We start from the raw sequence: 24,282 nt of genomic DNA, 5'->3' as shown, positions 1-24,282 counted from the left end.
ACGGTGTTCGACAGTGAGAGTCGCGGGGCCACCGTCTGATACAGCAGGCCACTACCATGCGAGACGTGACGGCGGGAAGCGAGTCGGTTCTCGAACTGCTGCCCCTGGTTTTCGCCGACCCGGGCGAGGCCCGGGCACGCGCGGAACAGGTGCTGGGGGCCGGTCCGCCGCCGCTGCACGCCAGCGTCGCCCACCAGGTGCTGGGCATCTGGCAGCGGGACTTCGGGGATCTGCGGATCGCGCTCAGGCATCTGCGCCGGGCCCGGGACCTGGCCGCGCGCGCCGAGTCGGCCGACCGCGAGGCGGATGTGCTCGCCACGCTCGGGGTCGCACTGGTGCACGCGGGGCGCACGCGGCAGGGGCTCACCTCCTTCGAGCGCGGGGTCTCCCGGGGCAGCGGGCACACCCGGGCCCGGGTGCTGTACCGGCGGGCGTACGTGTGGTGGGTGCTGGGGCATCACCGGGAGGCGCTGGAGGACGTACGGCGGGCGCTGCCGGTGCTGCGGCAGCTCGGCGACGACATCTGGACCGCGCGGGCGCTGACCCTGCGGGCCACCGTGCATCTGGCGCTCGGCGCGGTGGACCGGGCGGTCGCGGACTTCACGGCGGCGGAGCGGCTGTGGGACACCACCGGCCAGGAGCACGACAAGGCCGACGCGGTGGAGAGCCGGGGTCTGGCCGCGTTCCGGTCCGGGGACATCCCGGCGGCCCTGCGGCTGCTGGACGAGGCCGAGGAGCGGTACGCCAAACTCGGCACGCCCACCTACATGCTGTCCCTGCGGCGCTGCGAGGTGCTGATGGCGGCCGGGCTCGCCCCGGAGGCGCTGGCCGAGGCCGACGCGACGACAGCGCTGCTGGACCGGATCGGCGGGCAGTCCACCCGCAAGGCCGAGCTGCTGCTGGCCGCCGCGCGGGCCGCCCGCTCGGCCGGGGACGCGCACACCGCCGTGGCCCGCGCCGCGGTCGCCGTACGGCTGTTCGCGGCACAGCGCCGGATGTGGTGGGAGCAGCATGCCCGGCTGGTGCTGATCGAGGCCCGGGTGGCGGCCGGGCGCCGCTCGGGGCGGCTGGTGGCGGACGCGGCGGCGGTCGCCGGGAAGCTGGCCTCCTTCGGGTCGCCCGCCGCGCCGGAGGCCTCCCTGCTCGCGGGCCGGATCGCGCTCGCGCTGGGCTGGACCGCCGACGCCGAACGGCATCTGGCGGTGGCCGCGCGCAGCCGGTACGGCGGCCCACCGCCGGCGCGGGTGACGGGCTGGGCGGCACAGGCGCTCCGGGCGCGCGCGGCCGGGTCCCGGCGGGGCGTGCTGGAGGCCTGCCGTCGCGGCCTGGACGTGCTGGACGACCACCGGATGACGCTCGGTGCCTCGGAGCTGCGGGCGCACGCCACCGCGCAGGGCGCCGAACTGGCCGCGCTGGCCCAGGAGGTGAGTCTCGCGCAGGGCTCGCCGCGCCGGCTGCTGCAGTGGAGCGAGCGCTGGCGGGCGACGGTGCTGTCCGCGCCGCCCACCCGGCCGCCCGCCGACCCGGCGCTGCTCAGCGGCCTGACCGCCTACCGGGAGATCGCGGCCCGCGCCGAGGAGGCCCGGATGGAGGGCCGTCCGGTGCCCGCGCTGGAACGCGAACAGCGGCGTCTGGAACGGGAGATCCGCTCCCGCACCCACCACATACGCGGCTCCGCCCCGCACGAGGGCGACCGCTTCGACGCGGCCCGGCTGCTGGACCGGCTCGGCGAGGCGCGCCTGGTGGAACTCGCCGTGGTCGACGGGCAGGTGCACGTCCTGCTGTGCGGACAGGGCCGGGTACGGCGGTTCACCGGCGGCCCGCTGGCCGAGGCGGTGGCCGAGGCCGAGTACGTCCAGGCCGGGCTGCGGCGCCTCGCCCATCCCGGCGCCGAGGCCCGGCTGCCGCTGGTGGAGGCCGCGGGCCTGCGCCTGCAGGAACTGCTGCTGGGCGGGGCCGTACCGCATCTGGGCCCGGGCCCGGTGGTGGTCGTGCCGCCGGGGGCGCTGCACCGGGTGCCGTGGGCGCTGCTGCCCGCGCTGCGCGAGAGGGTGCTCAGTGTGTCCCCGTCGGCGGGCAGCTGGCTGCGGGCCCGCGAGACCGAGCCGCCGCCGGGCGGCCGGCATGTGCTGGTGCGCGGCCCGGGTCTCGCGTCCGGCGGCGCGGAGGTACCGGAACTGGCCGCCCGCCACGGTGCGGCGACGGTCCTGGAGGGCGACGACGCCCAGGTCCCGCGGGTCCTGGAACACCTCGACGGGGCGGCCCTCGCGCACCTCGCGGCCCACGGCACGTTCCGCGCCGACAGCCCGCTGTTCTCCGCGCTCCGCATGGCCGACGGCCCGCTGATCGTGCACGACTTCGAACGGCTCACCCGCAGCCCGTACCGGATCATCCTCTCCAGCTGTGACACCGCCCGCCTCGCCTCCGTCGGCGCCGACGAACTCCTCGGCCTGGTCACCGCGTTGCTGCCGCTCGGCACGGCCGGGGTGGTGGCGAGCAGCGCCCCGGTCAACGACGCGGCCGTGGTCCCCCTGATGCTCGCCCTGCACAAGGGCCTTGGCGCGGGACTGTCGTTGGCGGAGGCGCTCCGGGACGCCCGCGCCGCCCTGCCCGAGGACCCGGTCCACCAGGCGACGGGCTGGGCGTTCGCGGCGTTCGGTGCGGCGTAGGCCCCTACGCGGACTCGCACAGCCACGGCAGCGCTCCCCGGTCCCCCGTGCCGAGCCTGCTGTACGCGCTGTACAGATGGTTCCCGACCGTCCGCACGGACAGGGTCAGCCGCTCGGCGATCTCCCGGTTGCTGAGCCCCGCCGCGGCCAGCGTCACGATCTGCCGCTGCCGGGCGGTCAGATGGCCGAGGACCAGTCCGGCCAGCGCGGGCGTCCGCGCGCCCTGGCACCGCCGCGCGAGCGCGACCGCCCGGGTGCGGGACACCCGCGCGGCCCGCGGATCCCGGTGGACCCGTACGGCCTGGGCGTACGCCTCGGCCGCGAACAGCCGGAACCCACGCTCCGCCAGGCCCTCGGCGGCCCGGTCCAGTCCGGACCCGTCCTCCCGCGCCAGCGCTTCGGCGTGCCGCTCGAACACACTGCCGGCGGGCAGCCGCCCCGCGGCCCGCTCGGGTTCACCACGGCGTACGGCGGCGTAGCGGGCGTACGGATCATCACCGACCGCCTCCTCCGCCTCGCCGTCGGCCAGCCGCAGCTCGGCAAGGCATCCCGGGTCTCCCGGCGCGCCCCGCAGCCCCTCCCGAGCCCAGGCGGCGGCGTCGCGTACCTCTCCCCGGAGCCGGGCGAACCGGGCGCGGGCGGCGGCGTACCCGGCGGGGAGTGTGGCGCCCTCCGCCACCAGCCACTCCCCCACCGGTGTCGGCACCGGCCGGACGTCGAGCCGTTCGATCCGCCGTGCCAGGGCCTGCCGTTCGGCCTCCAAGGCCGGGCCGTGGTCGTGCGGAGCGCTGGTCAGCCGGCGGGCACGCAGGCGGCCGGCCGTGGCCCGCAGGGCCGGCCCGTGCAGGGGATCGGCGAGGGTGACGCCGCCCTGGTCGTCGACGTGGATCAGCCCGTCCGCCTCCAGGCGCTCCAGGACCTCCAGGTCGAGGTCTTCCCGCGCCGGCGACAACGGCAGCGGCTCGGCGAACGCCAGCCGTTCCAGCGTGTCCCGCTCGCCGGGGCCGGAGTGCTCCAGCACCGGGGCGAGCCGCTCGCGTACGGCCGCGGTGACCGGCAGCGGCCCCCGCCAGGCCCGCTCCTGCGTTCCCGGAACGGGGGTCAGCCGCCCGGCCGTGCCGAGCGCGGCGACCAGGTCGCGCAGCAGCCGCAGGTCGCCCCGGCACATCCGGTGCAGGCGGCGGACGGTGAGCGGTTCCAGCCGGGCGGCGGCGAGCAGGTGGGCGACGTCCTCGCAGGGCAGCGGTTCCAGGGCCAGCCGGGGCAGCAGCTCACCGGTCCACAGCCGGGACACCGCACCGGGCGCGGGCACACCGTCCACGGCGGCCACGACCAGCCGGGTGCGGCCATGCACGGCGAGCTGGTGGACGAGGGCGGCGGAGGCCTCGTCCAGCAGATGGGCGTCGTCCACGACCAGGAGCCGTACGCCGGACAGGATCCGCACCGCGCGGTGCAGCGAGACGGTGTCGGGCAGCAGGTGGGCGAAGGCCGCGAAGGGCAGGCCCTGGGCCTGGGGCATGCCGGTGACCAGGGCGTGCTCCGTGCCCCGGACCGCCTCGGTGATCAGCCGGGTCTTGCCGTGGCCGGCCGGTGCGGTCACCACGATGCCGTTCCGGCCGCCGGCCGACGAGGCGCGCACCAGCTCCAGTTCGTCCTCCCGGCCGGTGAACGGCCAGGGCAGCTCCAGCGTCTTCGTGTCCTGCTCGTAGTTCCTCACATCATGGAGAGCGCGCGTACTCAGGTTTGATACAGGGCGACTTGAGTAGCCCCCGACTCAGGCGCCCGGCTGCGGCAGGCGAGCATGCTGGCCGCATGACCCGACGCCTCTGCTCGCTCCCGCGGCAGCCGGCCCCGTGCTTCGCACCGGGGCTGACCGCCGAGCGGCTGGGCGCGCTGCTCGCCGGGCGGCGGATGTGGGTCAACGGCACGGTGCTGCACTACGCCTTCTTCGACAGCGTGGGCGACGGTTCCGCCGCCTCGGTGATCCCGGTCCCGGGCACCGGTGAGCTGCGCCGGGTGCCGTGGGCCGGCGGCGAGGAGCAGCAGGACGTGGTCCGCGACTGCTTCCGCGAGTGGCAGGGGCTCGGGATCGGCCTCACGTTCGCCGAGGTCGGCGACCGGCGCGAGGCCGAGCTGCGGATCGGGTTCCAGACCGGTGGCGGTTCCTGGTCGGCGGTGGGCCGGGAGGCGCTGGCGGTGAGCCGGAGCGAGCGCACCATGAACCTGGGCTGGGACGTGACCGGGCCCGGGGAGCGCGACACGGTCCTGCACCAGATCGGGCACGCGCTCGGCATGGTGCACGAGCACCAGAGCCCGTACGCCGGGCTCCACTGGGACGACGAGGCCGTGTACGCCGAGCTGGCGGGTCCGCCGAACTTCTGGAGCCGGGAGACGACGTACACGAACGTCCTGCGCGAGCTGGACGCCGGCGAGGCGAGCTGCTCGGTGTGGGACCCGCAGTCGGTGATGACGTTCCCGTTCGGACCGGGGCTGGTGCTGGAGCCGGAGCAGTACCGCGGGGGGCTGTCTCCGTCCGCTGGGCCGTCCCCGGCCGACAAGGAGTTCGTGCTGCGCTGGTATCCGCCCGCCGCCCCGGCGGGGCCGGCCGCGCTGGTGCCGTTCCGGTCGGCGCCGCTCAGTCTCGGGCCGGGCGAGCAGGCCGATTTCACCGTCGAGCCGCCGGAGACCCGCGACTACACCGTGGGCACCTTCGGCGACGCCGACACCGTGCTCGTGGTCTTCGAGGAGCGCGACGGGGTGCCGCGCTTCCTCGCCGGCCACGACGACGGCGGCACGCCGGACAACGCCGCCGTCCGGGTGCGGCTCGTCAGGGGCCGCCGCTATGTCGTCCGCGTCCGTCCGTACTCCACGTGGGGGTCGGGAGAGACGGCGGTCATGTGCTGGTGAGCACACGCCGACGGCATACGCCACAGTCCGGCACCGGGGGAGCGGCCGTGGACGTCACCTACGGGGGAGGTGACGTCCACGGCCACGCCGGCGTGCGCGGGCGCCGGTTCACGAGGCGGCCCGCTCGGCCGAGGCGTGCACGTCGGCGTCGGGGTGGGCGAGACCGAGGTGGTCGCGCAGGGTCGTGCCCGCGTAGTCGGCGCGGAAGACGCCCTGTACCTGGAGCAGGGGTACGACCCGGTCGGCGAAGGGGTCGAGGCCGCCGGGGGTGATGTGCGGGACGAGGATGAATCCGTCGGCGGCATCCGCCTGGACGAAGTCGTTGATGGCCTGGGCGACCGTGGCCGGGCAGCCGACGAAGGTCTGCCGGTTGCCGGTGTTGATGACCAGGTCGCGGATGGACCACTGGTTCGCCTCGGCGAGCTGCCGCCACTCACGGGCGATGGCGATCGGGTCCCGGTACATCCGCACCTGGGCGCGGCCCCGGGAGATGTGGTCCTCGCTCACCACCGGGTCGACATCGGGCAGCGGGCCCTCCGGGTCGTAGGCCGACAGGTCCCGGTTCCAGACGAACTCCAGGTGTTTGACGGCGGTCGCGCCGCTGACCTGCTGCCGGCGCACCTCGCCGGCGAGCTCGGCGGCCTCCTGGTCGGTGTCGCCGAGGACGAAGGTGGCGGCGGGCAGGATGAGGAGCTGGTCGGGGCGGCGGCCGTAGGTGGCGAGGCGGGACTTGACGTCGGTGTAGAAGGCCTGGCCCTCCTTCAGCGTGGAGTAGCGGCTGAAGATCACGTCCGCGTCGGACGCCGCGAACTCGCGGCCCTCGTCGGAGTCGCCGGCCTGGAAGATCACCGGGCGTCCCTGCGGGGAGCGCGGGACGTTGAACCGGCCGTGGATGTCGAAGTGCTGTCCCTGGTGCACGAAGGCGCCGGCCCGGGCGTCGCGGAGGAAGGTGCCGGTGGCCTGGTCGGCGAGGATCTCGTCGCCGTGCCAGGAGTCGAAGAGTTCGTGCGCGGTGGCCAGGAACTCCTTGGCACGGGAGTAGCGCTCCTGCTGCGGCAGGAAGCCGCCGCGGCGGAAGTTCTCGCCGGTGAAGGCGTCCCAGGAGGTGACCACGTTCCACGCGGAGCGGCCGCCGGAGAGGTGGTCGAGGCTGGCGAACTGGCGGGCCACCTCGTACGGCTCGTTGAAGGTGGAGTTGATGGTGCCGGTCAGGCCGAGCCGGTCGGTGACGGCGGCCAGTGCGGCCAGCACGGTGAAGGTGTCGGGGCGGCCGACGACGTCCAGGTCGTAGATCTTTCCGCCCTGTTCGCGCAGCCTGAGCCCCTCGGCGAGGAACAGGAAGTCGAACTTGGCGCGTTCGGCCGTCCGCGCGAAGTGCGCGAAGGAGCCGAACTCGATGTGGCTGCCGGCGGCCGGGTCGCTCCACACGGTGGTGTTGTTGACGCCGGGGAAGTGGGCGGCCAGGTGGATCTGCTTCAGCGGCTTGCTCATGGTGCGGTCGTCCTCTCCGGCTGCTCAGGCGGTGGCTGCTGCGTAGCGGTTGGCGGGGCGGGCGAGGCCCAGCAGACCGCGCAGGGTGCCGGAGTCGTAGGCCTCCCGGAAGCGGCCCCGGCGCTGCAGTTCGGGCACCAGGTCACGGCTGACGCGGGGCAGATCGTGCCCGGCGACGGCGGGCCGCAGCCGGAACCCGGTCAGTCCGCCCGCCGCCAGCTCCTCCAGCAGGCCGGCGAGTTCCAGGGCCGTACCGGTGAAGATCCGGGCGTCGCCGGTGTACGGCTCGCCCGCGAGCGCGTCCAGCCGCTCCCGCCGGGCCTGGGCCTCGGCCCGGCTGTCGTCGAGGAAGACGACGAGGTCGCCGAAGATGTGCACGGTGTCCCCGGCGCGGCCCGCCGCCCGCTGCTCGGTGCGGATCTCGGCGACGATCGCCCGGGCCTGCTCCGCGTCCTGCGGGGTGACATAGCCGACGTCGGCCTGGCGGGCGACGAGCCGGTACGGGACGGTCCGGTGGGCGAGGGCGGTGACCAGCGGTTGCCCCTGGGGCGGGCGGGGCGTGATCGAGGGTCCCTTGACGCTGAAGTGGCGGCCCTCGAAGTCGATGTAGTGCAGCTTGTCCCGGTCGATGAAGCGGCCCGTCGCCGCGTCCCGGATCTCGGCGTCGTCCTCCCAGCTGTCCCAGAGCCGACGCACGACTTCCACGTGGTCGGCGGCCTCGTCGAACAGTTCGGTGACGATGTCCTGTGCGGCCGGGCTGTCGTGGGCCTCGATCCGGCCGATGGTACGGCGGCCGAAGTGGGCGGCCTCGTTCGGCCGGGCGCTGATCCGCACCCGCAGGCCCGCGCGGCCGTTGCTGACGTGGTCGAGGGTGGCGATCGCCTTGGAGATGTGGAACGGCTCGGTGTGCGTGGCCACCACGGTCGGGACCAGGCCTATGTACTGGGTGAGCGGGGCGACACGGGAGGCGACGAGGACCGCATCGAGCCGGCCGCGCACCTGGTCGGTGCGCTCGTCGGGGTCGAGGAGGTGCGTGGACTGCGGGCCGAGGCCGTCCTCGATGGTGACGAAGTCGATGAGGCCTCGTTCGGCCTCGGCGACCAGATCGGCCCAGTAGCCAGCGGTGAACAGGTCCCGGGGGCGGGCGACGGGTTCACGCCAGGACGCGGGATGCCACCCGGTGCCGTCCAGGGCGACGGCAAGGTGCAGTGGGGGGACCGGTGTTGAGGACACGGCGGTGCCTTCCTTCATGTCCGTGACGGATGTCCGTGACGAGAACACCGGCGCGCGAGGACAGGCGTCGGCGAGGGCGAGCGCGGCAGGAGCAGACCCGGGCCCTGACGCTGGGCAGGCCGGGGAGAAGGTCAGCGGCGACAGAGCGCGGCGGACACGCGCTGGAGGTCTATGTGCGGCCGGGATATCAGCCGGACGGAGCCGTACGGGCGCGGGGCGCGGGGCGGGAGCACGCGGGTCACGGCCGTCACCTCCCGTCCCTCGGCCGCGGCGGGCCGTCTCGCCCGCCTGTCGGATCTCGTCATGACGCACAACGCGCGGCCGGCCGCGGTTGTTCCCACACCTCCGGTCGCTCTTCCGCCTGTTCTCGCACCACCGGTTGTTCCTTCGCTGCGGACCTGCGCGAGGCAGCCGCCGCCCGACCGCTTCTCACCTGCGGGAAGCGTCCTCCGCATCCGCCGCGTGACCCGCCCAGTCCAGGATCTGGACCGCGGCCCCGGCGGCCTCCAGGCCCTGGCAACGGCCGTGGTGGCGGCGGGAGATGCCGTCCAGGTCGAGATGGCGGCCGAAGGCGGGGTGGGCGGCCAGGCGGCGGGCGTAGGCCCACAGGGCGCGGTGGCCCGCGATGCGGTGAACGGCGGAGGCGTCCAGGTGGCAGCGGTGGACGGTGTCCAACTGCACGAGGGTGACCCAGAGTTCGACGTCGGCCGCGGTGAGCCGGTCGTCGACGAGGTACGCCTCTGCGGCCAGCCGGCTCTCCAGCCGGCCCAGGGTGTCCAGGAGCACGTCCAGGGCGGCGGCCCGCTCGGCGGGACCGGCCCCGGCCTGCCCGGCGCGCTGCGCGGCCTCCTCGATCCCCTCGGCGCACATCCGCTCGACGGCCTGGATGACGGACTCCTGATCGCACGGGTACAGGGCGGCGCGGCCCTCGCGCAGGAAGCGGTCGAGGTCGCGCAGGATGTCGCGGGCATGGGTGCTGACGATCCGTCCGGACCAGTCGTCGCTGAGCACGGGCGCGAGGGCCGGGCCGGTGTAGTGGTGGGCGCTCGCCTCGTACAGCGGGCGCAGCGCGGAGTGGCCGCCGCCGGGACAGTCCGGTACGGCGGGCAGGACCGTCACCGGACAACTGCCGTCCAGGCCGAGGAGGCTGTGTCCGACGGCGAGGCGGAGCCCGTCGGGGCAGGCGGTCGACAGATGGAGCCGGTAGCGGTGCGGCACGGCGTAGTGGCCGCTGCGCGCGTCCCGGCCGATCCGGCCCCGGAAGACGGGCGCGGCGCGATGGCCGGACGGGAGGGCGGTGAGCGGAGTGATGGACATGCGTCTCCCCGGGTGATGGACGTACGGGTGTGTGCGGCGACGAGCGGCGCCGGCCGGTGGGCGCGCGGAGCCCAGGCTCAGCGGCAGCGGCTGATCGCGCTGCAGACGCGCAACAGGTCGATGTGCCGGCGGCAGGTGAGCAGGGGGGCGCGCAACGGCGTACGGCCCGTGAGGCCGGTGACCGTTGCGAGGCGCGTCATCATTCCCTACCTACTCACTAGGATTCCCACCCTGGAGTGTCGATCCGGCATCCGGCGACGTCAAGGGGGCGTCCACGCCTGGGACTGCGGGCGGATGCACGGGTCTGCATGCGGAGGAGCCGGGGTCTCCCCACAGGCAGCGCCATGTGACATAGTACTGCCGTGGCAAAGCGACTGACCTGCGATGTCGTGGTCGTCGGAGCCGGCATGGTGGGCGCGGCCTGTGCGCTCTACGCCGCGCGGTCCGGCCTCCAGGTGCGAGTGGTGGACCGGGGCCCGGTGGCCGGCGGCACCACCGGCGCGGGCGAGGGCAACCTGCTCGTCTCCGACAAGGAACCGGGCCCCGAGCTCGACCTGGCCCTGCTGTCCGCCCGGTTGTGGGCCCAGCTGGGCGACGAGCTCGGAGCGGCGGTCGAGTACGAGCCCAAGGGCGGACTCGTGGTCACCTCCACCCCCCGGACCCTCGCCGCGCTGCACGCGTTCGCGGACGGCCAGCGGGCCGCGGGCGTCGTGGCCGACCCGGTGGCCGCAGACCAACTGTCCTCCCTCGAGCCCCACTTGGCTTCCGGCCTGGCGGGCGGGGTGCACTATCCGCAGGACGCCCAGGTCATGCCCGCCCTGGCCGCCGCCCACGTCCTGCGCGCCTCCGGCGCCCGCCTGCACACGGGACGGACCGTGACCGGCGTGCTGCGCACGGCCGACGGCACGGTGACCGGCGTCCGCACCGACCGGGGCGAACTGCACGCACCGGCGGTGGTGAACGCGGCCGGCACCTGGGGCGGCGACCTCGCGGCGCTCGCCGGCGTCCGGCTGCCGGTGCTCCCCCGGCGCGGCTTCGTCCTGGTCACCGAGCCGCTGCCGCGGATGGTCCGGCACAAGGTGTACGCCGCCGACTACGTGACCGACGTCGCGAGCGACTCGGCCGCCCTGCGGACCTCGCCGGTGGTGGAGGGCACGGCCGCCGGTCCGGTGCTGATCGGCGCGAGCCGGGAGCGGGTCGGCTTCGACCGCTCGCTGTCGCTTCCGGCCGTACGGGCGCTGGCGGCCGGGGCGATCGGGCTGTTCCCGTTCCTGGAGCGGGTGCGCGCGCTGCGGACGTACGCGGGGTTCCGGCCGTACCTGCCGGACCACCTCCCGGCGATCGGCCCCGACCCCCGCGCGCCGGGGCTGTTCCACGCCTGCGGACACGAGGGCGCCGGCATCGGACTGGCCGCCGGTACGGGCCGGTTGATCGCGCAGGCGCTCACCGGGATGACCCCGGAACTGGATCTGACACCGTTCCGGCCGGAGCGGTTCGAGCGAGGCGACACCGACGGAGGCGACACGCCGTGAATCCCATGGAGTCGGCACGGAATCGGCTGAAGTCGGCCCGGGATCCCCTGGAGTTGGCCGGGGCGAGGCCGGGCGAGGCCTTCACCGTCACCCTCGACGGGCGGCCCCTCGCGGCCCTGCCCGGGCAGACGGTCGCGGCGGCGCTGTGGGCGGCGGGCGTGACCTCCTGGCGCAGCACCCGCGGGGCCGGCCGGCCGCGCGGGGTGTTCTGCGGGATCGGGGTGTGCTTCGACTGCCTGGTGACCGTCAACGGGCAGCCGAACCAACGGGCTTGCCTGGTGCCGGTCCGGCCGGGCGATGTGATCCGCACACAGGAGGGGACGGGCCGGGACCATGACTGAGCGAGCGCATCTCGCCGTCGTCGGGGCGGGCCCGGCGGGACTCGCCGGGGCACTGGCGGCGGCCGCCGGGGGCGTACGGGTCACCCTGGTCGACGCGGCCGAGCAGGCGGGCGGCCAGTTCTACCGGCAGCCCGCCCGGGCCCTCGGCGCCCGCCGTCCCGAGGCCCTGCACCACCAGTGGCGCACCTGGGAGCGGCTGCGGGACGGCATCGAGCGGCACATCACCGCCGGACGCATCACCCACCTGACCGATCACCATGTCTGGTGTGCACAGGGTGAGTCGGGCGCCTTCACGGTGCACGCCCTGCGCGGCCCCGCACAGGAGGAGGGGGTCACCGTCCACGCCGACGCCGTGCTGCTCGCCACCGGCGGGTACGAGCGCGTGCTGCCCTTCCCCGGCTGGACCCTGCCCGGTGTGGTCACGGCGGGCGGCGCGCAGGCCATGCTCAAGGGCGGCCTGGTGCTGCCCGGCCGCACGGTCGTGGTCGCCGGAACCGGGCCACTTCTGCTGCCCGTGGCCACAGGGCTCGCCGCGGCCGGGGCACGGGTGGCCGCGCTGGTCGAGTCCGCCGGCCCCGGGGCCGTACTGCGCCGCGCTCCGGCCCTGGCGGCGGCGCCCGGCAAGCTCGCCGAAGGCGCCTGGTACGCGGGCCGGTTGCTGCGGCACAAGGTGCGCGCGCTGCCCCGGCACACCGTGCTGGAGGCGCACGGCACCGACCGGCTGGAGGCGGTCACCGTGGCCGCGCTGGACAGGGCCGGGCGGATCAGGTCCGGCAGCGCGTGCCGCATCCCCTGTGACACCCTCGCCGTCGGACACGGCATGCTGCCGCACACCGACCTCGCCGACACGCTCGGCTGCACCCTGACCGGCACGGACGTACGGGTCGACGACGAGCAGCGCACCGACGTGCCCGGGGTCTGGGCCGCAGGGGAGACCACCGGGATCGGCGGCGCGGCCCTCGCGCTCGCCGAGGGACACATCGCGGGCCGCTCGATCGCCGCCCGGCTGCGCGGCGCCGCCCCGGACCCGCGCACCTGGGCGGCGGCCGCCCGGGCAAGGACCCGGCAGCGGGCCTTCTTCGCGGCCCTGGAAACGGTGTACGCGCCGCCCGCGGGCTGGGCGGACCGGATCACGGAGGACACGGTGGTGTGCCGGTGCGAGGAGGTCACCGCCGGTCAGGTGCGAACGGCCGCCGGCCGGCTCGGCGCGGGTGATCTGCGTACCGCGAAGCTGCTCACCCGGGCCGGGATGGGCTGGTGCCAGGGCCGGGTGTGCGCGCCCGCGGTGGCCGGCCTGACCGGATGCCCGCTCACTCCCGGCCGCCGCCCCTTCGCCCGACCGGTGCCGCTCGGCGTCCTGGCCGCACTGCCGGAAGACTGAAAATCACCCGGACCGAATCGCCCGAACCGAGACCTGTCCACAGGTCACCGGTGCACAGTAATATGTCACACCTCATTGAATGGGGGATCCCCGTCATGACCCACTCGCCCGCCCACGCTCCGCACCGCCCCTGGCGCGGTGTCCTCGTCGCCACCGCCCTCCCGCTGCGCGACGACCTCTCGATCGACTACGACCGCTATGCCGAGCACTGCGCCTGGCTGGTGGCGAACGGCTGCGACGGCGTCGTACCGAACGGCTCGCTCGGCGAGTACCAGGTGCTCACCGCCGAGGAGCGCGCCCGCGTGGTGGAGACGGCCGTGGCGGCGATCGGCGGTGAGCGGGTGATGCCGGGCGTCGCCGCGTACGGCTCGGCCGAGGCCCGGCGCTGGGCCGAGCAGGCGGGCGAGGCCGGCTGCGCCTCGGTGATGCTGTTGCCGCCCAACGCCTACCGCGCCGACGAGCGTTCCGTGCTCGCCCATTACGCCGAGGTGGCCCGCGCGGGCCTGCCGGTGGTGGCGTACAACAACCCGGTCGACACCAAGGTCGACCTGGTGCCCGAACTCCTCGCCCGGCTGCACGGCGAGGGCCACATCCACGGCATCAAGGAGTTCTCCGGTGACGTCCGCCGCGCCTACCGCATCGCCGAACTCGCCCCGGAACTCGATCTGTTGATCGGCGCCGACGATGTGCTGCTGGAGTTGGCCGTGGCGGGCGCCAAGGGCTGGGTGGCCGGCTATCCGAACGCGCTCCCCGCAGCCTCGGTGCAGCTGTACCGCGCCGCGGTGGCCGGGGACCTCACCGCCGCGCTCCCCCTGTACCGGCAGCTCCATCCGCTGCTGCGCTGGGACTCCCGGGTGGAGTTCGTGCAGGCCATCAAACTGTCCATGGACGTCGTCGGCCGGTACGGCGGCCCGGTGCGCCCGCCCCGCGTCCCGCTGCCGGCCGAGCAGGAGGCGGCGGTCCGGGCCGCCACCGAGAAGGCCGTCGCCGCGGGTCTCGCATAAGCGCGCACAAGGGAGCCGGATCATGCGCAGCAAGCTCGTCCTGCACGCCGTCGACTCGCACACCGAGGGCATGCCGACCCGGGTGATCACCGGCGGGATCGGCACTGTACCGGGTGCGACGATGAACGAACGGCGGCTGTACTTCCGTGAACACCGCGACCACATCAAGCGGTTGCTGATGAACGAGCCGCGCGGCCACTCCGCGATGAGCGGCGCGATCCTGCAGCCGCCGACCCGTCCCGACTGCGACTGGGGCGTGATCTACATCGAGGTCTCCGGCTATCTGCCGATGTGCGGGCACGGCACCATCGGGGTGGCGACCGTGCTGGTCGAGACCGGCATGGTGGAGGTGGTGGAGCCGGTGACCACCATCCGGCTCGACACCCCGGCGGGGCTGGTGGTCGCCGAGGTGGCGGTGGAGAACGGGGCCGCGCGGAACGTGACCCTGAAGAACGTGCCGTCGTTCGCCGTCGCCCTGGACCGCAAGATCACCCTGCCCGACGGGCGCACGGTCACCTACGACCTGGCCTACGGCGGCAACTTCTACGCGATCCTGCCGCTCGACGCCTTCGGGCTGCCCTTCGACCGCGCCCGCAAGGACGACATCCTGGCGGCCGGTCTGACGCTGATGGAGGCGATCAACTCCGAGGCGGAACCGGTGCATCCGGAGGACCCCTCCATCCGCGGCTGCCACCACGTCCACCTCTACGCCCCCGGTGCCACGGGCCGCCACTCCCGCCACGCGATGGCCATCCACCCCGGCTGGTTCGACCGCTCCCCCTGCGGGACGGGCACCAGCGCGCGCATGGCGCAACTGCACGCCCGCGGCGAACTGCCGTTGCACACCGAGTTCGTGAACGAGTCCTTCATCGGCACCCGCTTCACCGGACGGCTGCTGGGCACGACGGAGGTCGCGGGCCGCCCGGCGGTGCTGCCCAGCTTCACCGGCCGCGCGTGGATCACCGGGACCGCCCAGTACCTCCTGGACCCCACCGACCCCTTCCCGGAGGGCTTCGTCCTCTAGCCGTCCTCTAGACTCAGCCGGTGATGGGTGACATGGCACCGAACTTGCGAGGCACCGAGATGCCCGCGCTCCCCCGGCTGGGCGGCCGGCGCAGCAGCTACCGCGAGCGGGTCGCCGACGCGCTGCGCGCCGCGCTGATCGCCGGCGAGCTGCGGCCGGGCGAGGTCTACTCCGCGCCCTCGCTCGCGGCCCGCTTCGGCGTCTCGGCGACGCCGGTGCGGGAGGCGATGCTGGACCTGGCCAAGGAGGGCCTGGTCGACACCGTGCCCAACAAGGGCTTCCGGGTCACCGCCGTCTCCGACAAGCAGCTGGACGAGTACACGCACATCCGCGCCCTGATCGAGATCCCGACCGTCGTCGGCCTGACCCGCACCGCCGACAGCGTCTCGCTGGAGGCGCTGCGCCCGGCGGCCCGCGAGATCGTGGCGGCGGCGGTGGCGGGCGACCTGATCGCCTATGTCGAGGCCGATACCCGCTTCCACCTCGGCCTGCTCGCCCTCGCGGGCAACGCGCACCTGGTCGAGGTGGTCGCCGACCTGCGCAAACGCTCCCGGCTGTACGGCTTGACGGCCCTGGTGGAGGCCGGCCGGCTGCTCGCCTCGGCCGAGGAGCACCTGCAGCTGCTCGACGCCCTGCTGGAACGGGACGAGAAGGCCGTACACGCGATCATGACCCGCCATCTGGGCCATGTGCGCAGCCTGTGGGCCGACGGCGAGGCCTGGTGAACATCTCGCGGTGAAAAGGCCGTAACGGTGCACTTTTTTCATGATCAGGCGCGTCGGACGGCACAAGAAGCGGCGATTTTGCGGCGGGCAAGGGCATACCGGACCATTGCTGCGTCCCGGCGATCCCGGGACATCTGTTCGATGAGAGGCGCACCACCCATGCACGTCACCGGAACCGCCCCGCAGCCGGCTCCGGCCCCCGCCGAGGACCTCACCGCTGCCGTCGGAGACCTCCCCGGCACCACCGGCGTCACGGACGCTGCCCATGCTTCCACCAGCAAGCACGCCCGCCGCTTCGGGCTGCCGGTCGCGACCGCGCTGGTCATGGGGAACATCATCGGCGGCGGCATCTTCCTGCTCCCCGCCTCGATCGCCCCGTACGGCTGGGTCAGCCTGATCGCGTTCGGTGTGCTGACCGTGGGGGCCGTCGCGCTCGCGCTGGTCTTCGGCCGGCTCGCCGCGCGCGACCCCCGTACCGGCGGGCCCTATGTCTACACCCGCGAGGCCTTCGGTGACTTCGCCGGGTTCCTCGCCGCCTGGGCGTACTGGATCACCACCTGGGTGTCGAACGCGGCGCTCGCCGTCGCGGCCGTCGGCTACCTGGACGTGCTGATCCCGGTCAACCACCACAAGTGGACCGCGTGCCTGGCCGCCCTGGCCCTGCAGTGGCTGCCCGCTCTCGCCAACTTCGCCGGCACCCGGTACGTGGGCGCGGTCCAGCTGGTGTCGACGGTGCTGAAGTTCGTACCACTGCTGCTCGTCGCGGTCGGGGGCCTGTTCTTCTTCGACCCGTCCCGGCTCGGGCCCTTCAACGCCAGTGGTCACAGCGCCGTGGGTGCCGTCTCCGCCTCCGCCGCCCTGCTGCTCTTCTCCTACCTCGGCGTGGAGTCCGCCGCCGTGAGCGCGGGCGAGGTCCGCAACGCCCGCCGCAACGTGGGCCGCGCCACCGTGATCGGCACCGCGGGCGCCGCGCTGGTCTATCTGCTGGGCACGCTGTCCGTCTTCGGCACGGTCGCGCACAACCGGCTGGTGGCCTCCACCGCCCCCTTCTCCGACGCCGTGAACACGATGTTCGGGGGCAGCTGGGGCGGTACGGCGGTGGCGCTGGCGGCGCTGGTGTCGATGACCGGCTGCCTCAACGGCTGGACGCTGCTGAGCGCGCAGACCCCGTACGCCGCGGCCAAGGACGGCCTGTTCCCGGCGGCGTTCGCGCGCCGCCGCCGGGGCGTGCCGACGGTGGGTGTCGGCGTCACCGTCGTGCTCTCCTCCCTGCTCACGGCGTACAACTACCTGTCGGGCTCGGCGAAGGTCTTCGACGTCCTGGTCCTCGTCACCACTTTCACCGCCACCGTGCCGTATCTGCTGGCGACGGCGGCGCAGCTCTTCCACCTGGTCTCCGGCAGGTCGGTGGACCGGGCGCGCCTGGTGCGGGACTCGGTGATCACCGCGGTCGCGGCCGTCTTCTCGGTCTGGCTGATGGCGGGCGCCGGTTACGCGGCGGTGTACCAGGGCGTGCTGTTCCTGTTCGTCGGGATCCTGGTCCACGCGGTGATGGCGGCGCGGCGGCAGCGGAAGACGGCGGAGACCGGCACCCCGTAAATCGCTCGCCGCTCGCATTGACCGGCGGGATGATGCCCGGCGTCGGTCGTGCGACCCCCGTGCCGGTCGGGGAGCCCGAGTACGACGGGGCCCGGCTCGCGTGGGAGGCGCGGCCTGGTCCCGGTGACGTTCAACTACCGTGTGGGCATGGAGAGTTTCGCCTCTCGACGGAGCGCCCGCCAACCGGGGGCCACGTCTTCGCGGCGCTGCCGCTGCTCGGTCAGGAGACGATGCGATAGAGGTGCTCCGGGCGCCCGGCCGCGCCGTACCGGAGCTCCAGGCGGACCATGCCCTCCTTGACGAGGTACGACAGATAGCGCTGGGCCGTGGCGCGGGAGACGCCGGTGAGTTCGGCCGCCTCGGCCGCCGACACCGGGCCGCTCGCGGCGCGCAGCGCCTGGTGGACCAGGGTCAGGGTGGGCGCCGAGTGGCCCTTGGCCGGCACCCGCGGCACGGCGGGCGGCCGGGCGGCGCTGAACAGGGCGTCCACGTCGGCCTGATCGGTCTCGGCGGTCGGGCCGAGCACCTCCACGCGGTGCTGGAGCTCCCGGTAGGCGGTGAGCCGCTCGCACAGGTCGGGCGAGCCGAACGGCTTGACCAGGTAGCCCACCGCACCGAGCTTCATGGCGGTGCGCACCGACTCGATGTCCCGGTCCGCCGTGATCATCAGGGCGTCGGGCCGGGCTCCGCCCTCGTCCCCGGTGAGCCGGCGCAGCACGTCGAGCCCGCTGCCGTCGGGCAGGAAGATGTCGAGCAGCAGCAGGTCGGGACGGAGTGCCCGGACCGCCTCGAGTGCCTCGGCGACGCTCGCCGCCTCGCCGACCACGTCGAAGCCCGGGACGCGGCTCGCGTACTCGCTGTGGATGTGGCTCACCCGGAAGTCGTCGTCCACGACCAGGGTCCGGATCATCAGCGCTCGCCTCCCACCGGCAACGCCGTGGTGAACAGTGCGCCCCGCGGCGCCGAGGCCGTCTCGGGCAGGGGCAGTACGACCGTGAAGACGGCGCCGGGGCCCTCGCTGACCGTGATGGTGCCGCCGTGCCGTTGCACCAGCCGGTGCACCAGGGCCAGGCCGAGGCCGCGCCGGGCGGTGCCCCGTTCCGGCCGGGTCGAGAAGCCGTCCTCGAAGATCGACTCGGCGGCCTCCGCCGGGATCCCCGGACCGGTGTCCGCGACCCGGACCCGCACCTCGTGGGAGCTCTCGGTCAGGGTGAGCCGCACCTCGCGGCCGTCCGCCGGGCGCGGACCCTCGCCGGCCGCGTCGACCGCGTTGTCCAGCAGGTTGCCCACGATGGTCAGCAACCGGTGCAGGTGCGGCGGGTCCTGGCCCAGGGACGAGTCGTCGGTCAGCGCGATCCGTACCCCGCGTTCGGCGGCGACCGTGGTCTTGGCCACGATCAGACCGACCATGAGCGAGTTCCCGATCCGCCTGCGCACGGACTCGCTGAGCGCCTGGCCGGCGCCGGCCGCGCCGACGGCGAACTCGTAGGCGTCGTCGTACTCCCCGATGTCGAGCAGGCCGGCCAGGGTGTGCATGCGGTTGGTGAACTCGTGCTGCTGGGCCCGCAGTGCGTCGGTCAGGCCCCGCACGGAGTCCAGTTCGCGCAGCAGCCCGACCATTTCGGTGCGATCCCGTACGGTGACCACGGCACCGAGTTCCCGGCCGTGCAGGGTCACCGGCATGCGGTTGACGACGAGGCAGTGCTCGTCGGTCAGGACGCTGACGTCGGTACCGGTCAGGGTGCCGTCCAGGGCGCGGCGCAGCCGGCCGTCGGGCAGCACCTCCTCGACGGTCCTGCCGAGCGCGGTGCCGAGCCCGAGCAGCCGGCGGGCCTCGTCGTTCACGACGGTGATCCGGTCGTCGGGGTCGAAGGCGACCACGCCCTCGCGGATGCCGTGCAGCATCGCCTCGCGGTCCTGCAGCAGGCCGGCGATCTCCTCCAGTTCCAGCCCGAACGTGGTCCGCTTCAGCCGTCTGGCCAGCAGATACGCGGCCGCGGAACCGAGCGCGGTGGCGATCGCGGCGTACAGGCCGAAGGTGGGCAGCTCGCGCCACAGCTCGCTGAGCACGTGCCGTTCGGGGATGCCCACGGACACCTCGCCGACCAGCCTGCCCGTCGGCCCTTTCAGCGGGGCCTTGCCGTTGGCGGACCGTCCGGTCGCGCCCTGGTCGGTACCGACGTGCGTCCGGCCGTCCAGCACCACGAGCGGCTCGGCCACCGGCGAGCCGACCAGCCGCGCCATGGGGTGCGAGTGGCGGACCCCGTGCAGGTCGATCACCACCACGTACGACGCGCCCGACGCGATCCGGATCCGCTCGGCGGCGGTCTGCACCACGTCACCGCCGTCGCCGTACTCCATGGCGCGCCGGATCTGCGGGTCCGCTGCCGCGGTCTGCGCGATGCCCACGGCCCGCTCCTCGTAGGTGCGGTCGAGTGCGGAGCGCTGCGCGAAGGCGAACAGGACGAATCCGATGGCGCCCGTGAGCGCCAGGATGACGAGCTGGCTGACGAGGATCCGCGCGGAGAGTCTCCCCCTCCCGCCGCGCCCGATCCGCATACGGATGGGTGTCACAGGTGCCTCTTCGCCTCTGTCCCGCGTGGTGCCGGGCCGGCCCGACGCCGGACCCGTGGTGGCGTGATTGTGCCTGATGGCCGAAATCCTGCCCAGCCCCGTATCACTGAGCAGAATGAGCAGAACCCCGGTTAACGCGGGTTTCGCGAGATACCTGGGAAACAGCGACGTAACACTGGGTGGCCTCTAGCGTCTGCCTTCCTCGACCCCACGAGGTGTGGAAGGAGACGGCCTCACATGGCTTCGCGAAACGATGTCGCGAGGAGCCCGATCGCCGATGCAGCAGAGCGCGAGGACGCTCGCATCGAGATCTCCGGGCTCACCAAGCGATTCCTGACCCCTGCCGGTGAGGTGTTCACGGCGCTGCAAGGCGTTTCGTTCACCGTGGAGCCGGGTCAGTTCTGTGCGGTGGTCGGCCCCACCGGCTGCGGCAAGTCGACCACGCTCGGCATGGTGTCCGGGCTCGACCGGCCCAGCGAGGGCTCGGTCAAGGTCGGCGGCCGCGAGGTGGACGGCATCACCGACGGCGTCAGCTTCATGTTCCAGGCGGACGCCCTGCTGCCCTGGAAGACGGTCCTCGGCAATGTGCTCATGGGCCCCGTCTTCCGCGGCGTCCCCAAGCAGCAGGCGCAGGCCTCGGCGCGGGACTGGCTGCGCCGGGTCGGGCTCTCCGGCTTCGAGGACCGCTACCCGCACCAGCTCTCCGGCGGTATGCGCAAGCGCGTGGCGATGGCCGCGGCGCTGATCAACGAACCCAAGATCCTGATCATGGACGAGCCGTTCGGCGCCCTGGACGTGCAGACCAAGGCGATCATGTCGACCGAGCTGCTGGACCTGTGGGAGCAGATCCGTCCCTCCGTCATCTTCATCACGCACGACCTGGACGAGGCCGTGGCGCTCGCCGACCGGGTCGTCGTCATGACGTCCAGCCCCGGGTCGGTCAAGGCCGTCTTCGACATCGACCTGCCGCGGCCGCGCGGCTCGGTCCAGGAGATCCGCTACCAGCCCCGCTTCATCGAGCTCCAGCACCAGATCTGGGACACGCTGCGCGAAGAGGTGGAGCGCGCTTACGCACGCACCGCAGGAGGAAAGGCATGAGCACGACGTCCACCGCTTCCGCCGTCCGGGGCGCCGACGGCGGGCAGGCCTCGGCCGCGGCCGCCGCCAAACGGGCCGCACGACGCCGTGTCGCGCTGGTCTGGGCGGGCCGCCTCGGCCTCGCCGCGTTCATCATCGGCGGCTGGCAGGCGTTCACCACCTGGGGCATCGTCGACCCCTTCTTCTTCGGACAGCCGTCCGGGATCTGGAAGCGGCTGATCGACCTCTTCCAGAACGGCACCGAGTTCGGGTCCTTCTACGCGAACATCTGGACCACCATCCAGGAGGCGCTCATCGGCTTCGCCCTCGGCGCCGGCACCGGGGTCGTCTTCGGCGTCGCGCTGGGCCAGAGCCGCTACCTGTCCGACGTCCTCGGTCCCTACATCAAGATGGTCAACGCCATCCCGCGCATCGTCCTCGGCTCGATCTTCATCGTCGCCTTCGGCATCGGCGTCACCCCGAAGATCCTGCTCGCCGCCGTGCTGGTGTTCTTCATCGTCTTCTTCAACGCCTTCCAGGGCGTCCGCGAGGTCGACCGCAACATCCTCGCCAACGCCCGGGTGCTGGGCGCCTCCCAGCTGCAGATCATCCGGCACGTCATCGTGCCCTCCGCGCTGACCTGGATCATCGCCAGCCTGCACAGCGCGTTCGGCTTCGCCATCGTCGGCGCGCTGGTCGGCGAGGTGCTCGGCGCGCAGAGCGGCCTCGGTCTCGTCATCAAGACCGCGCAGAACAACTTCGACCCCAACGGTGTGTTCGCCACGATGCTCGTCATCGCGGTGATCGTGCTCGGCGCTGAGTGGCTGATCGGCAAGCTCGAGCACCGGCTGCTCTCCTGGCGCCCGCCGGCCCCCACCGAGGCCAACAGCCTCTGATCCTCCCCCCTCCCCGGTCCATCCCCAGCTCCTCCGGTCCCTTCCCAGAACGAAAGAGCCGCCATGTCCAAGAGAATCCTCACCGCGTCCCTCGTCACCGTCCTCGCCCTCGGCGCGGCCACCGCGTGCTCCAGCAGTTCCTCCGGCTCCAGCGGCTCCGGCGGCACCCCGACCGTCAGGCTCATGGTCGGCGGCATCGACAAGCAGATCTACCTGCCCTACCAGCTCGCACAGAACCTCGGCTTCTACAAGAAGTACGGCGTCAACGTCGTGCTGAGCACCGAGCAGGACGGCGGCACCGGCGCCGAGGACGCCATGGCCTCGGGGCAGGTGGACATGGCGGGCGCCTGGTACAACCACACGATCGACTTCCAGGTGAAGGGCAAGGCGGTGGAGGACGTCGTCCAGCTGTCCGGCGCGCCGGGCGAGCGGGAGATGTGCGGCACCAAGAGCGGTGTGCACTCGGCGGCGGACTTCAAGGGCAAGACGCTGGGCGTGACCGACCTGGGCTCGGGCACCGACACGCTCACCCAGTTCCTGGCCGCCAAGAAGGGCGTCAAGACGAGCGACTTCCACCGGATCGGGGTCGGCGCGGGCTCCACCGCCATCGCGGCGCTGCAGAACGGCAAGGTGGCCTGTGTCATGACGACGCAGCCGACGGTCGCCGCGATCGAGAAGAAGGGCATCGGCTACTCGGCGGTCGACGTGGCCACCACCGAGGGTGCCCAGGCCGCGACCGGCGGCGCCTGGCCGGCCGCGGGTGTCATCGCCCGTACCGACTGGGTGAACTCGCACAAGGACGCGGTGCAGAAGGTCGTCGACGCGCTGGTCGCCACCATGCACTGGATCGACAAGCACAGCGCGGCCGACATCGCCGACAAGCTGCCGCAGTCGTTCGTGCAGAACCAGCTGGTCACCAAGGCCGACTACGTCTCGGCCCTGACCCAGGACAAGGGCCAGTTCCTCCCGGACGGCATCATGCCGGCCGGCGGTCCCAAGAACGTCCTGTCCACGGAGGAACTGGTGGGCCACGCGACCTCGAAGGTGAACCTCGGTACGACGTTCACCAACGACTTCGCCCTCGCGGCCAACAAGAAGGAGGGCTTCACCACGACGACGACCCCGGCGGGGAGCGCCGGCTGAGCACCCGTCACCCACGCAGGACCGGTCGGCCGTGTCGGATCAGCTCCGACACGGCCGACCGGTCTGCGGCAGCACGGCACCGGGACCTGCGGACGCTTGCCGTGCCGAACGCCACCACGTGGCAGCGTCAGGTACCGAAGAAAACGTCGAACTCCGTGTACAGCTCTTGCGGGACCCGTTTGGTCGCCTTCGTCGCGTCAGCGAGCGGGATCCGTGTGATGTCCGTGCCGCGTAGAGCCATCATCGTGCCGAAGTCGCCGTCCCGGACCGCGTCCACGGCGTGCAGGCCGAAGCGTGTGGCGAGCCACCGGTCGTATGCACTCGGCGTGCCACCACGCTGGACGTGGCCGAGAACGGTCGTGCGGGCCTCCTTCTCCGTGTGGTGCTCGACCTGCCTGGCCAGCCAGTCACCGATCCCGGACAGGCGCACGTGCCCGAACTCGTCGCGCGACTCGTCCTTGACCACCATCTGTCCGGCCCTGGGAACGGCTCCCTCGGCCACGACGACGATCGGCGCGTAGTTGATCTCGAAGCGCTTCTCCACCCAGGCGCACACCTGGTCGAGATCGAACTCCACTTCCGGGATGAGGATGGCATTCGCGCCCCCGGCGACGCCGGCATGCAGAGCGATCCACCCGGAGTGGCGTCCCATCACTTCGACGACGAGTGTGCGCTTGTGGGACTCCGCGGTGGTGTGGAGGCGGTCGATGGCCTCGGTCGCGATGCTGACGGCGGTGTCGAAGCCGAAGGTGTAGTCGGTGCCGCCCACGTCGTTGTCGATGGTCTTGGGCACGCCGACCAGGTTGATCCCCGCGTCGGACAGTGCGGTCGCGACGCTGAGCGTGTCCTCGCCGCCGATGACGACCAGGGCATCGATCTTGTGGGCGCCGAGGGTGTTCTTGATGCGGTCGATGCCGTCCTCGAGCCGGAGGGGGTTGGTGCGAGAGGAACCGAGAATCGTGCCGCCGAGCGGAAGGATTCCGCGCACGGCCGGGACGTCCAAGGACATGGTCACGTCCTTGACCGCGCCGGCCCAGCCGTCGACGATCCCCACGAACTTCCAGGCGTGTTCCTGCGCCCCTTTGCGTACGACACTGCGGATCACCGCATTGAGACCAGGGCAGTCGCCACCCCCGGTCAGCACTCCCACCCGCATGATCGTTCTCCCTCGCCTTCACACGTCGGGCGCCACCGGCCCGGCCTGGAGCGGAGCCGGTGCCCGTATGGAGATCTGTCTCCAGCTTGAACCCACACGGGACGGAGCGCACGGTGTGCCCCCGCTCGTCGGCTCCCGGGGCCGCGGAGCCTTGCCGGCAGCCCTGCCCGAGGTCCGGCCGTCCGTCCAGGGCCGGTGAGGGTGTCCAGGACG

21 protein-coding genes are annotated in these 24,282 nt (G+C 73.2%); 12 read left to right on the top strand and 9 right to left on the bottom strand.

The features are described 5' to 3' along the window. Positions 1-56 precede the first annotated feature (56 nt). A complete protein-coding gene (locus tag ACWDEN_RS15215; RefSeq protein WP_450859291.1) occupies positions 57-2,669 on the top strand; it encodes a CHAT domain-containing protein in 2,613 nt (870 codons plus the stop codon). Positions 2,670-2,673: 4 nt separating this feature from the next. Here ACWDEN_RS15215 and ACWDEN_RS15210 read toward each other — a convergent pair whose 3' ends face one another. Beyond that, on the bottom strand, positions 2,674-4,386 hold the full coding sequence (locus ACWDEN_RS15210; RefSeq protein WP_450859289.1) for a LuxR family transcriptional regulator AbsR2: 1,713 nt from the start codon (positions 4,384-4,386) through the stop codon (positions 2,674-2,676). Between the two features lie 95 nt (positions 4,387-4,481). On the opposite strand from ACWDEN_RS15210, the gene absR1 reads away from it, so the two are divergent. Next, positions 4,482-5,576: a beta-glucuronidase AbsR1 gene (gene absR1, locus ACWDEN_RS15205; RefSeq protein ID WP_450859287.1), complete on the top strand. Its 1,095-nt coding sequence runs from the start codon at positions 4,482-4,484 to the stop codon at positions 5,574-5,576. A 108-nt stretch (positions 5,577-5,684) separates the two neighbouring features. On the opposite strand, the gene ACWDEN_RS15200 is transcribed toward absR1, so the two are convergent. The 5 genes from ACWDEN_RS15200 to ACWDEN_RS15180 all read right to left on the bottom strand — a co-directional run bounded on the left by ACWDEN_RS15200 (position 5,685) and on the right by ACWDEN_RS15180 (position 9,817). Then, complete coding sequence (locus ACWDEN_RS15200) at positions 5,685-7,067, bottom strand: NtaA/DmoA family FMN-dependent monooxygenase (protein WP_450859285.1); 1,383 nt, start codon at positions 7,065-7,067, stop codon at positions 5,685-5,687. A 24-nt stretch (positions 7,068-7,091) separates the two neighbouring features. Next, positions 7,092-8,318 carry an LLM class flavin-dependent oxidoreductase gene (locus ACWDEN_RS15195; protein ID WP_351623345.1) on the bottom strand — a complete coding sequence of 409 codons (1,227 nt, stop codon included), beginning with the start codon at positions 8,316-8,318 and terminating at the stop codon, positions 7,092-7,094. Positions 8,319-8,431: 113 nt separating this feature from the next. Then, positions 8,432-8,542 carry a putative leader peptide gene (locus ACWDEN_RS15190; RefSeq protein WP_450859283.1) on the bottom strand — a complete coding sequence of 37 codons (111 nt, stop codon included), beginning with the start codon at positions 8,540-8,542 and terminating at the stop codon, positions 8,432-8,434. Between the two features lie 187 nt (positions 8,543-8,729). Beyond that, positions 8,730-9,617: a glutathione S-transferase C-terminal domain-containing protein gene (locus ACWDEN_RS15185; RefSeq protein ID WP_450859281.1), complete on the bottom strand. Its 888-nt coding sequence runs from the start codon at positions 9,615-9,617 to the stop codon at positions 8,730-8,732. 77 nt (positions 9,618-9,694) lie between these two features. After that, on the bottom strand, positions 9,695-9,817 hold the full coding sequence (locus ACWDEN_RS15180) for a hypothetical protein (RefSeq protein ID WP_351623343.1): 123 nt from the start codon (positions 9,815-9,817) through the stop codon (positions 9,695-9,697). A 162-nt stretch (positions 9,818-9,979) separates the two neighbouring features. Here ACWDEN_RS15180 and ACWDEN_RS15175 point away from each other — a divergent pair, with 162 nt between their 5' ends. The 7 genes from ACWDEN_RS15175 (at position 9,980) to ACWDEN_RS15145 (ending at position 17,223) form a co-directional block, all read left to right on the top strand. Beyond that, positions 9,980-11,149: an NAD(P)/FAD-dependent oxidoreductase gene (locus tag ACWDEN_RS15175; protein WP_351623342.1), complete on the top strand. Its 1,170-nt coding sequence runs from the start codon at positions 9,980-9,982 to the stop codon at positions 11,147-11,149. 5 nt (positions 11,150-11,154) lie between these two features. Further along, entirely contained in the window at positions 11,155-11,490 is a 336-nt protein-coding gene (locus ACWDEN_RS15170) for a (2Fe-2S)-binding protein (RefSeq protein WP_351623341.1), read from the top strand. Next, the gene (locus tag ACWDEN_RS15165) at positions 11,483-12,871 is read left to right on the top strand and encodes an FAD-dependent oxidoreductase (RefSeq protein WP_450859278.1); all 1,389 of its coding nucleotides are present in this window, start codon (positions 11,483-11,485) and stop codon (positions 12,869-12,871) included. Before ACWDEN_RS15170 ends, ACWDEN_RS15165 begins: the two co-directional genes overlap by 8 nt. 95 nt (positions 12,872-12,966) lie before the next feature. Next, positions 12,967-13,875, top strand: coding sequence for a dihydrodipicolinate synthase family protein (locus tag ACWDEN_RS15160; protein WP_450859276.1), 909 nt, complete (start codon positions 12,967-12,969; stop codon positions 13,873-13,875). 22 nt (positions 13,876-13,897) lie between these two features. Then, positions 13,898-14,899 carry a proline racemase family protein gene (locus ACWDEN_RS15155; protein ID WP_450859274.1) on the top strand — a complete coding sequence of 334 codons (1,002 nt, stop codon included), beginning with the start codon at positions 13,898-13,900 and terminating at the stop codon, positions 14,897-14,899. Between the two features lie 32 nt (positions 14,900-14,931). Next, complete coding sequence (locus ACWDEN_RS15150; RefSeq protein WP_351622707.1) at positions 14,932-15,624, top strand: GntR family transcriptional regulator; 693 nt, start codon at positions 14,932-14,934, stop codon at positions 15,622-15,624. A 159-nt stretch (positions 15,625-15,783) separates the two neighbouring features. After that, a complete protein-coding gene (locus ACWDEN_RS15145) occupies positions 15,784-17,223 on the top strand; it encodes an amino acid permease (RefSeq protein WP_351622704.1) in 1,440 nt (479 codons plus the stop codon). Between the two features lie 220 nt (positions 17,224-17,443). Here ACWDEN_RS15145 and ACWDEN_RS15140 read toward each other — a convergent pair whose 3' ends face one another. Together ACWDEN_RS15140 and ACWDEN_RS15135 are read right to left on the bottom strand one after the other, a co-directional pair. After that, positions 17,444-18,133, bottom strand: a complete 690-nt coding sequence (locus tag ACWDEN_RS15140) for a response regulator (protein ID WP_351622701.1) — start codon at positions 18,131-18,133, stop codon at positions 17,444-17,446. Continuing rightward, positions 18,133-19,797 carry a sensor histidine kinase gene (locus ACWDEN_RS15135; RefSeq protein ID WP_351622698.1) on the bottom strand — a complete coding sequence of 555 codons (1,665 nt, stop codon included), beginning with the start codon at positions 19,795-19,797 and terminating at the stop codon, positions 18,133-18,135. Before ACWDEN_RS15135 ends, ACWDEN_RS15140 begins: the two co-directional genes overlap by 1 nt. Positions 19,798-20,034: 237 nt before the next feature. Here ACWDEN_RS15135 and ACWDEN_RS15130 point away from each other — a divergent pair, with 237 nt between their 5' ends. The 3 genes from ACWDEN_RS15130 (at position 20,035) to ACWDEN_RS15120 (ending at position 22,913) form a co-directional block, all read left to right on the top strand. After that, entirely contained in the window at positions 20,035-20,895 is an 861-nt protein-coding gene (locus tag ACWDEN_RS15130; RefSeq protein ID WP_351622695.1) for an ABC transporter ATP-binding protein, read from the top strand. Continuing rightward, positions 20,892-21,770: an ABC transporter permease gene (locus tag ACWDEN_RS15125; protein WP_351622692.1), complete on the top strand. Its 879-nt coding sequence runs from the start codon at positions 20,892-20,894 to the stop codon at positions 21,768-21,770. The genes ACWDEN_RS15130 and ACWDEN_RS15125 overlap by 4 nt, the downstream gene beginning before the upstream one ends. A gap of 63 nt (positions 21,771-21,833) precedes the next feature. Continuing rightward, the gene (locus tag ACWDEN_RS15120; protein ID WP_450859270.1) at positions 21,834-22,913 is read left to right on the top strand and encodes an ABC transporter substrate-binding protein; all 1,080 of its coding nucleotides are present in this window, start codon (positions 21,834-21,836) and stop codon (positions 22,911-22,913) included. Between the two features lie 127 nt (positions 22,914-23,040). Here ACWDEN_RS15120 and ACWDEN_RS15115 read toward each other — a convergent pair whose 3' ends face one another. Continuing rightward, positions 23,041-24,069: a 6-phosphofructokinase gene (locus tag ACWDEN_RS15115; RefSeq protein ID WP_351608780.1), complete on the bottom strand. Its 1,029-nt coding sequence runs from the start codon at positions 24,067-24,069 to the stop codon at positions 23,041-23,043. Positions 24,070-24,282: the final 213 nt, after the last annotated feature.

The organism is Streptomyces sp. NPDC001153, assembly GCF_053598315.1.
The sequence above is the reverse complement of the archived record's forward strand: the minus strand, read 5'-3'. Positions and strand labels throughout refer to the sequence as shown.

Excerpts from the sequence above, each read along its gene's own strand:
- ACWDEN_RS15195 (WP_351623345.1), bottom strand. The coding sequence starts at position 8,318 with ATGAAGGAAGGCACCGCCGTGTCCTCAACACCGGTCCCCCCACTGCAC.
- ACWDEN_RS15140 (WP_351622701.1), bottom strand. The coding sequence starts at position 18,133 with ATGATCCGGACCCTGGTCGTGGACGACGACTTCCGGGTGAGCCACATC.
- ACWDEN_RS15115 (WP_351608780.1), bottom strand. The coding sequence starts at position 24,069 with ATGCGGGTGGGAGTGCTGACCGGGGGTGGCGACTGCCCTGGTCTCAAT.
- ACWDEN_RS15145 (WP_351622704.1), top strand. The coding sequence starts at position 15,784 with ATGCACGTCACCGGAACCGCCCCGCAGCCGGCTCCGGCCCCCGCCGAG.
- ACWDEN_RS15130 (WP_351622695.1), top strand. The coding sequence starts at position 20,035 with ATGGCTTCGCGAAACGATGTCGCGAGGAGCCCGATCGCCGATGCAGCA.
- ACWDEN_RS15120 (WP_450859270.1), top strand. The coding sequence starts at position 21,834 with ATGTCCAAGAGAATCCTCACCGCGTCCCTCGTCACCGTCCTCGCCCTC.
- ACWDEN_RS15180 (WP_351623343.1), bottom strand. The coding sequence starts at position 9,817 with ATGACGCGCCTCGCAACGGTCACCGGCCTCACGGGCCGTACGCCGTTG.
- ACWDEN_RS15155 (WP_450859274.1), top strand. The coding sequence starts at position 13,898 with ATGCGCAGCAAGCTCGTCCTGCACGCCGTCGACTCGCACACCGAGGGC.
- ACWDEN_RS15170 (WP_351623341.1), top strand. The coding sequence starts at position 11,155 with ATGGAGTCGGCACGGAATCGGCTGAAGTCGGCCCGGGATCCCCTGGAG.
- absR1 (WP_450859287.1), top strand. The coding sequence starts at position 4,482 with ATGACCCGACGCCTCTGCTCGCTCCCGCGGCAGCCGGCCCCGTGCTTC.
- ACWDEN_RS15165 (WP_450859278.1), top strand. The coding sequence starts at position 11,483 with ATGACTGAGCGAGCGCATCTCGCCGTCGTCGGGGCGGGCCCGGCGGGA.
- ACWDEN_RS15185 (WP_450859281.1), bottom strand. The coding sequence starts at position 9,617 with ATGTCCATCACTCCGCTCACCGCCCTCCCGTCCGGCCATCGCGCCGCG.
- ACWDEN_RS15160 (WP_450859276.1), top strand. The coding sequence starts at position 12,967 with ATGACCCACTCGCCCGCCCACGCTCCGCACCGCCCCTGGCGCGGTGTC.
- ACWDEN_RS15215 (WP_450859291.1), top strand. The coding sequence starts at position 57 with ATGCGAGACGTGACGGCGGGAAGCGAGTCGGTTCTCGAACTGCTGCCC.
- ACWDEN_RS15200 (WP_450859285.1), bottom strand. The coding sequence starts at position 7,067 with ATGAGCAAGCCGCTGAAGCAGATCCACCTGGCCGCCCACTTCCCCGGC.
- ACWDEN_RS15125 (WP_351622692.1), top strand. The coding sequence starts at position 20,892 with ATGAGCACGACGTCCACCGCTTCCGCCGTCCGGGGCGCCGACGGCGGG.
- ACWDEN_RS15150 (WP_351622707.1), top strand. The coding sequence starts at position 14,932 with ATGGCACCGAACTTGCGAGGCACCGAGATGCCCGCGCTCCCCCGGCTG.